We start from the raw sequence: 13,121 nt of genomic DNA, 5'->3' as shown, positions 1-13,121 counted from the left end.
CATTTTGAGAACCTTGCCCAAGAGCTAAGAACCCAACTGATTAGCTCATCCAACAATGCTTGTGTCTCCCGCGTTTTTGATCCCTAAATCAGCCTACCCGGTTTCCCTGTCGGCTTCTACGCAGGATGTACTTGTACTGCCCACCCGGCGTGTCAGAGGATCATGTCCGCTTTGCTCTGGCATCGGCTGTTGTTCGGGCTTTATGCGAACTGCCGCTTTGGGCCGGAAGCGCCATTCGGCCCCACGCGGTTACCTCGACTCTGCAAAGTCGGCTTCCTGCGCAAAGCTGCCATTGGGGCTGGCCGGATCGCAAACCGGCTCCTCATACCTTGGCCCCTCATCCTCTTGGCTCTTGCTCCGGAGCGGGCTTTCACCGTTCCGGTGAAACCGCGGGCCTGCGGTCCGCTCAAGGTCGGGGCGGGGCGGAGTTGGCGGCGAAACGGCTTGAACCCCCGGCGTATCGTTGGCAGGGTGGATGGGTTGGCGTTCTGCTTGGACTGCCGGACAGAGCGAGGACCCTTATGCCCTTTTTGCCCTTCTTTGCGGATGGTCTGGAATGACCGCCGGTCCGGCCCGTCCGTGGCTGGTGTTGGCGGGGCTGGCGCTGGGCGTGACGGTGACGAACGGGTTTGCGCGCTTTGCCTATGGGCTGATGCTGCCCGCGATGAAATCCGAAATGGGGTGGAATTTCGCGCAGGCCGGGTGGCTGAACACCGCCAATGCGCTGGGCTATATCGCCGGGGCGATCCTGACCATGCTGCTGATCCGGCACATATCGCCCAACCGCCTGTTTGCCTTCGGGCTGATCACCACCACGCTGGCGCTGCTGGCGACCGGGCTGAACGCGGCGCTGTGGTGGCAGACGATGTGGCGTATCCTGGCGGGGATTTTCGGCGCGATGTCGTTTTCCACCGCCGGGGCTTTGACCGCGGGGTTGTTCCGTGACGATCCGCGCCGCAACGCATTGGCGATTGCGATCCTGTTCGGGTCCGGTGGCGGTTTGGGCATCGTGCTGGCGGGGGCCGGGTTGCCGCTGATGCTGGACGCCTACGGCCCCGGCGCATGGCCGGTCGGCTGGATCGCCATCGGCATCGTCAGCCTGTCTTTCCTGCCCCTTGGGCTTTGGTCGGCGCTGCAACTGCGGGCGCCGGTGCAATCCCGGGCCGGGGCCGTGCCGTTGCCGCTGCGCCGGATGCTGCCGGAAATGGCGGGCTATGCCGGGTTCGGGCTGGGCTATATCGTTTACCTGACCTTCCTGTCGGCATGGATGACCGAACAGGCGGCGGGGGCCGGGTTCATTGCGCTGGTCTGGGTCATTCTGGGCCTGTGCATCTGCCTGTCGCCGCTGGTGTGGCGGCGGGTTCTGGCGCGCTACGCGTCGGGGGTGCCTTTGGCGCTGATCCTGAGCGGCATCGCCATCGGGTCGGCCTTGCCGGTGGTGTTGCCCAATGGCGCCGCGCTGCTGATTTCGGCGGTGGTGTTCGGCCTGTCGGTGTTTATGGCGCCGGGGGCGGTTACCAATTTCACCCGGCAGAACCTGCCCCCCGAAAGCTGGGGCCGCGCGATCAGCCTGTTCACGGTGGTTTTTGCCGTGGCGCAGACGCTGGGGCCGTATGGGGCCGGATTGGTCGGGGATTTGTTCGGCAATATCGGGGTCAGCCTTGTGGCTGCCGCCGGTTTGTTGCTGATCGGGGCGGTCATCGCCTTGTTGCAAAAACCGCTTTGAGGGCGCGCGGCATGTGACGCCTGAGCGTCGCTCGGGGCATTGGAATTTTTGGCTGTTCGCCTTACGTTCTTTTCCATGCGAGTCGATCTGCTCAGTTCTTTTCCGTTGCGCCCGTCCCGCGTTCACGAGGTTTGCGGGCCTTCGGGCATGGCCTTTGCAGCCATTGCCGCGCCCGCGCGGGGCACTGTTCTGTGGGTGCGGGAAGGCTGGCTTGCCGATGCTCTCGATCCGCTGGGTCTGATGCCCCTTGTCGATCCTTCGCGGCTTCTGCTGGCGCGGCCGAAGGACCAGACCGACAGTCTTGCGGTTGCGGAAGAAGCACTGAAGGACGGGGTGATCCCCTTTGTCGTGATCGAGGTCACCCGGGCGCTGAACCTGCGCGAGGGGCGGCGATTGCAACTGGCGGCCAAGGCGGGGGGCACGACGGGGCTTTGCATCATCCCCGAGGGCATGGGATCGAACGCGGCCGAGACCCGGTGGCAGGTCGCGCCCGTCTTCGATCCCGTCAGCGGAGACTCGACTCTGATGCGTTGGGAAATTATTAAGAACAAATCGGGAACACTTGGTGCTTGGCATGTTCGGTGGAATCAGGAAACGCGTCGTGTGCATATGGTTTCCCCGGTTGGCGAGCGACCGGGTTCTGAGAGCACGCCCGGTTGACGGGCCTTTCGCGCTGACGCTGAGGGAGAGCAACACAGAGCGGATATATTGCCTTAACGCGCAGGCCGAGCGGCTGGGCCTGCATCGCGGGATGAGCTTTGCCGATGCGCGTGCCTTTTGTCCCGATCTGGTGAGCCGTCCCGCGCGGCCCGATCTTGACGCGCGGTTTCTGGCCGCGCTGCGCCGTTGGGCGACGCGCTATTGCCCGTGGGTCGGGCGCGAGGGGGTGGACGGGCTGGTGCTTGATGTCACCGGGTCCGCCCATCTGTGGGGCGGCGAGGCGGAGATGCTGGCCGATATGCGGGCCGGTGCCGCGCGGGCGGGGCTGACCATTCGGCTGGGGATCGCGGAAACGCGCGGGGCGGCCTGGGCTTTCGCGCATTACGGCAAGGGCGAGGACGGGCTTGCCGGTCTTCCTGTTGCGGCGCTGCGGCTTGATGACAAGGTGGTGACCGCGCTGCAACGGCTGGGCCTGCGCAGCATTGGCGATCTGTCGGGGGCCGCGCGCGCGCCGCTGGCCCGGCGGTTCGGTCCGGGCCTGATGCTGCGCCTCGATCAGGCGCTTGGTACGGTGCTGGAACCTGTCGGACCCGAAAACGACCCGCCGCATTACGGCGTGCGCATGACATTGCCCGACCCGATCGGCCTGAGCGGGGATGTGATGGGGGTGACCGCCCGCCTGCTTGCGCCGCTTTGCGACAAGCTCAAGGCGCAGGAGACCGGGGCGCGGACGCTGACCCTGACGCTGCGCCGTGTCGATCAGGGCAGCCAGCAGGTCGAGCTGCGGCTTGCTGCGCCGATGCGTGATCCGCAGCGTATCCTGCCGCTGTTCGAACGGGGCGTCGGCGCGGTGGATGCGGGGTTCGGCATTGACCAGATCCGGCTGGAAGCCACGTTGGTCGAACCGCTGCCGGTTCAGCAGATCGGCAGTACACAAGTGTCCCCCGACCGGCTGGACGATCTGATCAGCCGCATCGGCACCCGGATCGGGCTGGAAAACATTCAGCGGTTCCTGCCCGCCGACAGCCATATCCCCGAACGTGGCTTTATCATCGCGCCGGCCGCGTTCAGTGCGGCGCAAGGCGGGTGGGTGGCCCTGCGGCCGCGGCCGCTGCGGCTGTTTGCGCCGGTTCCCATCGCGGGCACCGGCAACCGCCCGCCCGAGCGGTTCCGCTGGCGGCGGATGCGGCTGACCACGGGGCGCGCCACCGGCCCCGAACGGATCGCGCCGGAATGGTGGTTTTCGGATGACAACTGGCGCATGGGGGTGCGCGATTACTGGAAGGTGGACACGCGCGAGGGGCGCCGGTTGTGGCTGTTTTACACGCCGCAAAACCCCGCCTGGTTCGTGCAGGGGGAATTCGCATGAACGTTTTTCCGGGCAGGGATAACGCCGGGGCGGGGGCCGATGCCCCGCGCTATGCCGAACTGTGCGTGACTTCGAATTTCACCTTTCTGACCGGGGCGTCCCATCCCGAGGAGTTGGTGCAGCGCGCGACCGAGCTTGGATTGAGCGCCATCGCCATCACCGATCGCAACACGCTTGCCGGGGTGGTGCGGGCCTATTCGGCGCTGAAGTCCCTGCGCACCGAAATGGAGGAGAGCCTGCGCGTCCGGTCCACGCAGCAGGTCGATCCGAGTTCGCGGCAGGATGTCGGGGCAGCGGTCGATCTGCCGCGCCCCGATGCGGGCCGGTTGCCCAAGCTGATCGTCGGCAGCCGCGTCGTGCTGCGCGATTGTCCGGTGGAGTGGCTGTTGCTGCCCACGGACCGCGATGCCTATCACAGATTGGCGCGTTTGCTGACATTGGGAAAGCGGCGCGCGGAAAAGGCGGAGTGCCATCTCGATCTGCGCGATCTGGAAGACCATTGCCGGGGCATGATCCTGATTGCCCTGCCGCCTTGCGACCTTGGCCGGGCACGACACGCCGTTCAACGGCTTCAGCGGCGTTATCCCGGTCATGTCTTTCTGGGGGCGCCGCCGCGTTATGACGGGTCGGATCAGGCGTGGTTCGATACCTGCGCGCGGCTGGCGCTGGCGACGTCGGCCCCGATGGTCGCCGTGGGCGATGTGCTGATGCATCGTGGCGGGCGGCGGCAACTGGCCGATGTGCTGACCTGTATGCGCGAAGGGATCACCATCGACCGGATCGGCACCAAGGCGCTGGCCAATTCCGAGCGCCGGCTCAAGGGCGCGTCCGATATGGCGCGGCTTTATCACCGGCACCCGGCCGCGTTGAAACGCACGTTGGAAATCGCGGCGCGGTGCAGTTTCGACCTGTCGGAGCTGAGTTACGAATATCCCGATGAGATTTCCCAAGACGAAACCCCGCAGGACCGTCTTGACCGGCTTGCCCGCGACGGGATCAAGCGCCGCTATCCGCACGCGGCATCGCAACGCATATATGACCTGATGGAAAAGGAATTGAGCCTTGTCGCGGAGCTTGGCTATGCCGCCTATTTCCTGACGGTCCATGATATCGTTCAGCACGCCCGGTCCCGTGGCATCCTGTGTCAGGGGCGCGGGTCGGCGGCGAATTCGATCCTGTGTTACCTTCTTGGCATTACCGATGTCAGTCCCGACATGATCAGCATGGTGTTCGAGCGGTTCATTTCGCGCCACAGGGGCGAACCGCCCGATATCGACGTGGATTTCGAACACGAACGGCGCGAGGAGGTGATCCAGTGGATTTATCAGACCTATGGCCGTCACCGCGCCGGGCTGTGCGCCACGGTGATCCATTTCCGCACCCGTGCCGCGATCCGCGAGGTGGGCAAGGTGATGGGCCTGTCGCAGGACCTGACCGCGCGGCTGTCGGGGGATATCTGGGGTATGACCAATGCGGGTGCGGATCTGGACCGCGCCCGCGAACTGGGGCTGGACCCGCGGGATCAGCGGCTGGCGCAGACCCTGCACCTGATCGGTGAAATCATCGGATTTCCGCGTCACCTGAGCCAGCATGTCGGCGGCTTCATCATCACCCGCGGACGTCTGGACGAACTGTGCCCGATTGAAAATGCCGCGATGGAGGGGCGCACGGTGATCGAATGGGACAAGGACGACATCGACGCCTTGGGCATTCTCAAGATCGATATCCTGTCGCTTGGCGTGTTGACCTGTCTGCGCAAGAGCTTTGACCTGCTGGAGCAGCACGCGAATATCCGGCTGAACCTCGACAGCGTGCCGCAGGAGGACAAGGCGACCTATGATATGCTGACCCGCGCCGATGCGGTGGGGGTGTTTCAGGTCGAAAGCCGGGCGCAGATGAATTTCCTGCCGCGGATGAAGCCCGCGACCTTCTACGATCTGGTGATCGAAGTCGCCATCGTGCGTCCCGGTCCGATTCAGGGCGGCATGGTGCAGCCTTATATCCGGCGGCGGCAGGGGTTGGAGGCGGCCAAACCCTTTGGTCCGGCCTTGGCCAAGGTCACGGAAAAGACCCTTGGCGTGCCATTGTTTCAGGAACAGGCGATGCAGATCGCCGTGGTCGGCGCGGGCTATTCTGCGGGCGAGGCCGATCATCTTCGCCGGTCCCTGGCGTCCTTCCGGCGGATGGGCACGATCGGGCAGCACCGCGACCGGTTCATGCGCGGGATGATAGGGAACGGGTATAGTCAGGAGGCCGCCGAGAAATGCTTTGCCCAGATCGAAGGTTTCGCCGATTACGGGTTTCCCGAAAGCCATGCCGCGGCGTTCGCGATGCTGACCTATGTGTCGTCCTGGCTCAAATGCCACCACCCGGCGATTTTTGCCTGTGCGCTGCTGAATTCCCAGCCGATGGGGTTTTATGCCCCGGCCCAGATCGTGCGGGATGCGCGGGAGCATGGCGTCGAGGTGCGGCCGGTCTGTGTGAACCAGTCCGACTGGGACAACCGGCTGGAACGCCGCGCCGACGGGGCCCTGGCGCTGCGACTGGGGTTTCGGCAGATCAAAGGGTTCCGCGAGGAAGACGCCAGTTGGATCGGCGCGGCGCGGGGCAACGGCTATCCCGATCTCGAAAGCGTCTGGTTGCGGGCCGGTGTCGCGCCTGCGGTGCTGGAACGGCTGGCCGAGGCGGATGCGTTTGCCGGTATCGGGCTGACGCGACGCGATGCGCTTTGGGCGGTGCGGGCGATCCGGGCGCCCAAACCCTTGCCGCTGTTTTCCGATCCGCTGGATGGCGAGGGGGTGAACGAGCCGGAGGTGGTGTTGCCCGCGATGCATCTGGGCGAGGAGGTGGTGGAGGATTACGTTGCGCTGCGCCTGAGCCTGCGCGCCCATCCGATGGAATTGCTGCGCCCGACGATCCCCAATATCACGCCGCATGAGCGCCTGCCGGAGGCGTCGCCGGGGCGCATTTCTGTCTGTGGGCTTGTCATCACCCGCCAGCGCCCCGGCACGGCGTCGGGGGTGATTTTCCTGACGCTGGAGGACGAAACCGGCGTGTCCAACATCGTGGTTTGGCCGAAAGTCTATGACCGGTTCCGCCGCACCGTCATGGGCGGGCGGCTGTTGCGTGTCAGCGGACGGTTACAGCGCGAGGGCATCGTCATTCACCTGATCGCGGAGCATATCGAAGACCTGTCTCATAAGCTGACCGAGCTGGGCCATCCGCTTGACGCGGTGGTGGGGCTGACGCTGCCGCAGGCCGATGACGCCCCGCGCCCGCCGCGCAGGAAACCGACCGCGCGCCATCCCCGGGAGCAGGCCAAGCGGCTTTTCCCCAGCCGGGATTTTCATTGACCGGGCGGGTGGGACGCGCGTGGGGGATCAGTAGATGCCGAAATATTCGGCCTGTTCCCATTCCGAAACGGTTTGCTGATACCGCTGCCATTCGGCCCGGCGAATGCGGGTCAGATAATCGACGAACAGGTCACCGAGCGTTTCGCGGTAGAAGGCCGAGGTTTCGAAGGCCTGAATGGCGGCCAGCAGGCTGTCGGGCAGGGTTGGCGCCTCCGCATCATAAGGCAATTCGACCGGAGCGGGGGCGCGCGCGCCACGGGTCACGCCATCGAGGCCGCACAGGATTTGGCTGGCGAAAAAGTAATAGGGGTTGGCGGTCGGTTCGGCGACCCGGTTTTCGACCCGCGAGGCGGTGTCGCCGGGAGCCATCAATCCGCGGATCATCGCGCCGCGATTGTCGCGGCCCCACTGAATGCGGTCGGGGGCCAGTTGATGCGGCCGGTAGCGTTTGTAGCCATTGACCGTTGGCGTGGTCAGCAGGCAGCTTGCGGCGGCGTGGTCCAGCAGCCCGGCGATCCAGCCGCTGGCCAGCGCTGTGAGTTCACCGCCTGCATCGGGGATCATCAGGTTTTCGCCTGTGTGCGTATCGACCACCGATTGATGCAGATGCCAGCCGCTGGCGGCGGCATTGGGCAGGTTGGGGCGGCACATGAAGGTCGCATGCAGGCCCTTGGCGGCGCAGACCTGTTTCACCATCGTGCGAAACATCACCATGTTATCGGCATGGGTCAAAGGGTCGGCCGGGTCGAAGGTGAATTCGAACTGGCTTGGCCCCATTTCGATTTCCATCGACCGGACCGGCAGCCCGAGGGCCTGACAATTGCGGCGCAGTTCGTCCAGCAGGGTTTCGGCTTCGGCATAGCGGGTTTCGGTCAGGAACTGATAACCTTGCGTCAGGTTGCGGGTCGTGACCGGTTGTCCCGGCATGGTCGCGTTGGAGTGGTCCAGCTGCGGATCTTCGACAGAAAAGACGTGGAATTCCACTTCGAGCCCGACGATCAGGGCAAGCCCTTGGGCATCCAGCCGCGCCATCGCGGTTTTCAGCACGTCGCGCGGGGCAAAGGGGATGGCGTCGCCGGATTTGAGCCGGGTATCGCACAAAATCCACGCCGAATGCGGTGCCCAGGGCAGGATGCGGAACGTCGCCGGATCGGGGATCATCAGGATATCGCCCGCGCCGCCCATGCCGCCATCGACGCCGGGGTCGGCGGACCAGACCGGAAACACGGTTTTATGCGCGGTGTCCTTCAGCAGCAGTGTGGACGGGGCGTTGAGACCGCTGCGAAAGACCGATGGAAGCGCGTCTGCCACCAGCGTCTTGCCGCGCAGGATGCCGTGCTGATCGGTGAACAGCACGCGCACGGTTTCGACCTGACTGTCGGCCAGTTGCTGCAACAGGGCTGCGGCGGCGTCCACCGCGGCGGCGTCCAGCAAACCGGTACGGGCCAGCGTGCCGCCAGCGATGGACGTTTTGTAATCCGTCATGTGATGGGCCTTTCGGACGTGTTCCGGCGATCAGACAACAGCGTCCCAGCCAGTGCAAGCCTCGCGGCGCGCGCGGTCACTGGTTTCAGAGGATTCTTTCCACGTTTCGCGGGTGCCGATCGTGTCGTTGGAAATCGGTCCATAGACGGTCTTGGGGTCGACATCCCCCAGCATCGGCAGCTCATCGGCCTTGCCATCCTTGAGGCTGGCAATCGCGGCCCGCAGCATCCGGCGGTAGTGGATGATCGCCACATCCGTTTTACCCAGATGTTCCTTGGTGCGGTCAAAAATCGCACCGGGGCTTTCCACCGCCCATTGGTCGTGCACGTTGATATCCAGCCCCATGCCGGTATAGGTTTCGCGCCGCTGTTCGTCGGGATTGAAGCCATAATTGTTGGATTTGTTCTTGAGCGGGGCGTAATCGGGCAGGCGGTGTTCCTTGAGCCGCTGCGCGCGCATCAGGTCCTTGTCGACGGGTTTGTCGAAGCTGGTGAACATCGAATACCAATAACATTTTTCGTCGTCGATCGGCACATGCCATTGGGTGATGATCATTTCACGCGACATCGGGATCGAGATCGCTTCGGGGAAGATCTGATTGGTGATGCGCACATGGGTTTTGCCGTTTTCGAGATGCCGCAGCGCGATGATCCGCAGGCCGTATTCGGTCGGTTCGACCGAAATGTCGGGGCGCGGGTAGTCGCGCAGCAACTGGGTCATCGGGATGTCGGTATCGGCGGCCTTGTCGCGGAATTGCTTGCCATAGCTGTCGGCAGGGTCTTCGTCCTGCAAGAAGCGGTGCAGGAACGACGCATGGGCCGGGTCGATGCCTACTTCGAGCGCCTGAAGCCAGTTGCAGTCCCACAGGCCCTTGAACGCGAAGACATGGGTGTCGGGGGCGCGGAAACAGTCGTAATTGGGAAATTCCGGCGGATCGCCCGGGCCCATATAGGCAAATACGATGCCGTTCTTTTCGACAACGGGGTAAGACACGTTGCGGATTTGTTCATGCATGCGGGACCCTTCGGGTTCGCCCGGCTGTTCGACGCATTGGCCGTCGCGGTTGAAATGCCAGCCGTGGAACGGGCAGCGCAGGCCGTTATCTTCCAGCCGGCCGAAACACAGGTCCGCGCCGCGATGCGGGCAGCCGCGCCCGATCAGCCCCAACTGGCCTTCGCTGTCGCGAAACAGCACCAGATCTTCGCCCAGCAGCTTGACCGGCACGACCGGGCGGTCGCCAGTCAGTTCATCCGACAGGGCCGCAGGTTGCCAATAGTGGCGCATGACCTCTCCGGCTTCGGTTCCGGGGCCGGTTTTGGTCAGGGTGTCGTTCAGGGCTTGGCTGATCATCGGCTGGGCTTTCTTGTCTTGGGGTGGGCAGCATATGGGTTGTTTTGGTCATATATCGCGCATAAGGTCGTATAATGAAGCATCTGGCAGCGCGGCGTTGCTGTCAAGACAAACTCTTGCTAACGCCGCAGAGCCTGACCGAAGCCGAACTGGACCCGTGTATGACCGACCCCGCCCCGGACCGCTGGTATGCCGAGCGCGATCTCTCCACGACCTTTGCCAAGGGGTTGCGGGTGCTGTCCGCCTTCGATGAACACACCCGGCAGCGCAGCATTCCCGATATCGTGCAGGTCACCGGATTGGATCGGGCGTCGGTCCGGCGTCTGGTGATCACGCTGGTCGATGCCGGGTATCTGGAAAAAGTCGGGCGCGGCTTTGTGTTGACGTCGCGTGTCCTGAGCCATGCCGGGGCCTATCTGCGGTCCAACAATGTCGGGACGGCGGTTCAGCCGATCCTGAACCATTTCGCAGCCGAGCTTGGTCTGGCGATTTCGCTGGCGAGCCTAAACGGGGACGCCGCGATCTATGTGGCCGCGTCGACCTTGCGTGATTCAACCGTGTCTCTGGGCTTTACCGTCGGCAGCCGGTTGCCCCTGCTGCACACGGCGATCGGGCGGGGTTTGCTGGCCTTTGGTCCGCCGCATGTCGCCCGCCGGTTGATCGCACAGGACCCTTTGACCCACCACACCGGCACCACGCTGATGGACCGCGATGCCATTCGCGCCGATGTCGATCAAATCCGCGACAAGGGATATGCGCTTGTCCGGGGGGAGTTCGAGGCGGGGGTTGCCGGGTTGGCGGTTCCGGTCGGCAGTCCGGGGCGCTGCCGTTTCGTGATCGGGATTTCTGCGCCGATGGACCGTTTTGAAGACGCCAAGACACTGTCGCGCGATATCGGCCTGTTGCAGCAATGTGCGGCCCAATTGGACCGCACCGGCGTTTTGTCCGGGGACCCGGCAGCGGATCATTGACCCCTGCACCGCCGGATGCGGACAGGAGAGGTTTTGTTTCAAAATCCCCCGCAAACCGGATAGGCCAGCGCAGGAGCAGTTGCGAAAACAGGGGAGCCAATGTCGAAAGCCGTGAAAATAGATCGCTATGACATCGCGATCCTGCGCGAATTGCAGATCAATGGCCGGATCACCAAGACCAAGCTGGCAGAGCGGGTGAACCTGTCGCCCAGCCCGTGCTGGGAACGGTTGAAGAAACTGGAAGATGCCGGGCTGATCACCGGCTATCGCGCGATGGTCGATATTCGCGCCATCGCGCCGGTGACGGAGGTGTTGGTCGAAATCACGCTGGTCGGTCATAAATCCGACGATTTCCGCCTGTTCGAAACCGCGATACGGGACGCGCCGCAGGTGCAGGCCTGCTGGGCCACTGGCGGCGGCATTGATTATATCATGCGGGTCGTGGTGTCGGATGTGGATGCCTATCAGCGGCTGATGGACGATTTGCTGGACCGCAATGTCGGGATCGAACGGTATTTCGGTTATATCGTCACCAAGTCGGTCAAGAACGTACCCGATCCGCTGCCGTGAGCTTTGCAGATAATTCTTCTGCCAAAGCCCCGCCATGTTGCCATTTTTCCTGCTTGAGCAAATCAGAACAAATACTTCCTCTGCCACATTGTCGCTAACCTCGGGCTGAATGCGAAACCCTGTTTCAGCCGAGGTATCCAATGATCCAAGACATCCAGCAGACCGGAATCGCGGTGAGCGATGGCAAGCTTGTCCGGTCGTTTTCCTATATCGGCGGCAAATGGACCGGTGCGGCGGATGGCGCGGTGCTGCGTGTGACCGATCCGGCCAATGGTGCGCTGGTCGGTGAGGTTGCCGCGCTTTCGACAGGCGAAAGCGTCGGGGCGGTCGACGCGGCGCAGGCGGCGTTCGCGGGCTGGTCCGGGATGTTGCCGCAGGAACGGTCCGACATCCTGCGCCGTTGGTTCGGCCTGATTGTCGCGCACAAGGAAGACCTTGTACGGATCATGGTGGCCGAGCAGGGCAAGCCTTTGTCCGAAGCGCGTGGCGAGATCGATTATGGTGCGTCCTTTGTCGAATTCTATGCCGAGGAATCCAAGCGCCCGAATATCGAAGGGGTCACCAGCCATCTGCACAGTGCCGAGGTCGAGCTGTGGCTGGAACCGGTCGGCGTGGTGGCGTTGATCACGCCGTGGAATTTTCCAATGGCGATGCTGACCCGGAAGGCGGCGGCGGCGCTGGCCGCCGGGTGCAGCGTGGTGGCGCATCCGTCGGGCGAAACCCCGTTTTCGGCGCTGGCCTTGGCCGAACTGGCAGAACGGGCGGGGTTTCCGCCCGGTGTGTTCAACGTGGTGACCGGATACGCACCGACCGTGGTGCCGCCCTGGACCGCAGACCATCGGGTGCGGGCGCTGTCGTTCACCGGATCGACCGAGGTGGGGCGGCTGTTATACCGCAATTCGGCCGACACGGTGAAGAAGCTGGTGCTGGAACTGGGCGGTCATGCGCCGGTCATCGTGTTCAAGGGGGTTGATCTGGACCATGCCGTTGCCGAGGCGATCAAGGCCAAGTTCGCCACCTCGGGGCAGGATTGTCTGGGGGCCAACCGGATATTCGTCGAACGGCCGATCTATGACGATTTCTGCGCCCGTTTCACCGCAGCGGCGCAGGCGCTGACGGTCGGGGCGGGCATCGACGATCCCGATATCGGGCCGTTGATGAATGAAAACGCCGTCGCCAAGCAACAGGAACATGTGGCCGATGCGCTGGCCAAGGGGGCGACATTGGCCTGCGGCGGCAAAATCCACGCCGCCGGGCCGCTGTTTTACGAACCGACCGTTCTGACCGATGTGCCCGACGACGCACTGATCCTGCGCGAGGAAACCTTTGGCCCGGTCGCTGCGATCCTGCCATTCGACAGCGAGGACGAGGTGGTGGCGCGCGCCAATGACACCGAATACGGGCTGGTCGCCTATCTGCACAGCCATGACCCGCGACGGATCTACCGGATCAGCCGGGCGCTGCAATACGGCATGGTGGCGGTGAACCGCACCAAGGTCACCGGCGCGCCGATCCCGTTCGGGGGCACCAAGCAATCCGGTCTGGGCCGCGAAGGGGCGCGGCGCGGAATGGAGGAATTCATGGAGATCAAATACGTCTGCCGCGACTGGTCGTGATGTGGGCGTGAGAAGTTAAAG

The 13,121-nt window shown here is 63.9% G+C and carries 9 protein-coding genes; 7 read left to right on the top strand and 2 right to left on the bottom strand.

What is annotated here, in order from left to right; genetic code table 11:
• Positions 1–556 precede the first annotated feature (556 nt).
• The 4 genes from VOI23_RS14765 to VOI23_RS14750 all read left to right on the top strand — a co-directional run bounded on the left by VOI23_RS14765 (position 557) and on the right by VOI23_RS14750 (position 7,108).
• A complete protein-coding gene (locus VOI23_RS14765) occupies positions 557–1,726 on the top strand; it encodes a YbfB/YjiJ family MFS transporter (protein WP_323785682.1) in 1,170 nt (389 codons plus the stop codon).
• 75 nt (positions 1,727–1,801) lie between these two features.
• Positions 1,802–2,386: a hypothetical protein gene (locus tag VOI23_RS14760; RefSeq protein WP_323785681.1), complete on the top strand. Its 585-nt coding sequence runs from the start codon at positions 1,802–1,804 to the stop codon at positions 2,384–2,386.
• Positions 2,301–3,755, top strand: coding sequence for a DNA polymerase Y family protein (locus tag VOI23_RS14755; protein ID WP_323785680.1), 1,455 nt, complete (start codon positions 2,301–2,303; stop codon positions 3,753–3,755). Before VOI23_RS14760 ends, VOI23_RS14755 begins: the two co-directional genes overlap by 86 nt.
• A complete protein-coding gene (locus VOI23_RS14750) occupies positions 3,752–7,108 on the top strand; it encodes an error-prone DNA polymerase (protein WP_323785679.1) in 3,357 nt (1,118 codons plus the stop codon). Before VOI23_RS14755 ends, VOI23_RS14750 begins: the two co-directional genes overlap by 4 nt.
• A 27-nt stretch (positions 7,109–7,135) precedes the next feature.
• Here VOI23_RS14750 and VOI23_RS14745 read toward each other — a convergent pair whose 3' ends face one another.
• The gene (locus VOI23_RS14745) at positions 7,136–8,593 is read right to left on the bottom strand and encodes a glutamine synthetase family protein (RefSeq protein ID WP_323785678.1); all 1,458 of its coding nucleotides are present in this window, start codon (positions 8,591–8,593) and stop codon (positions 7,136–7,138) included.
• Positions 8,594–8,623: 30 nt separating this feature from the next.
• On the bottom strand, positions 8,624–9,943 hold the full coding sequence (locus VOI23_RS14740) for an aromatic ring-hydroxylating dioxygenase subunit alpha (protein ID WP_323785677.1): 1,320 nt from the start codon (positions 9,941–9,943) through the stop codon (positions 8,624–8,626).
• Between the two features lie 116 nt (positions 9,944–10,059).
• Here VOI23_RS14740 and VOI23_RS14735 point away from each other — a divergent pair, with 116 nt between their 5' ends.
• The 3 genes from VOI23_RS14735 to VOI23_RS14725 all read left to right on the top strand — a co-directional run bounded on the left by VOI23_RS14735 (position 10,060) and on the right by VOI23_RS14725 (position 13,100).
• Positions 10,060–10,914 (top strand): IclR family transcriptional regulator, encoded by an 855-nt coding sequence (locus VOI23_RS14735; RefSeq protein WP_323785676.1) that lies wholly within the window; start codon positions 10,060–10,062, stop codon positions 10,912–10,914.
• Between the two features lie 99 nt (positions 10,915–11,013).
• Positions 11,014–11,484, top strand: a complete 471-nt coding sequence (locus VOI23_RS14730; protein ID WP_323785675.1) for an Lrp/AsnC family transcriptional regulator — start codon at positions 11,014–11,016, stop codon at positions 11,482–11,484.
• A 140-nt stretch (positions 11,485–11,624) separates the two neighbouring features.
• Positions 11,625–13,100 (top strand): NAD-dependent succinate-semialdehyde dehydrogenase, encoded by a 1,476-nt coding sequence (locus VOI23_RS14725; RefSeq protein ID WP_323785674.1) that lies wholly within the window; start codon positions 11,625–11,627, stop codon positions 13,098–13,100.
• Positions 13,101–13,121 lie beyond the last annotated feature (21 nt).

The organism is Thalassovita sp. (assembly GCF_034670005.1).
In the GTDB taxonomy this organism is placed as follows: Bacteria; Pseudomonadota; Alphaproteobacteria; order Rhodobacterales; family Rhodobacteraceae; genus Thalassobius.
The sequence above is the reverse complement of the archived record's forward strand: the minus strand, read 5'-3'. Positions and strand labels throughout refer to the sequence as shown.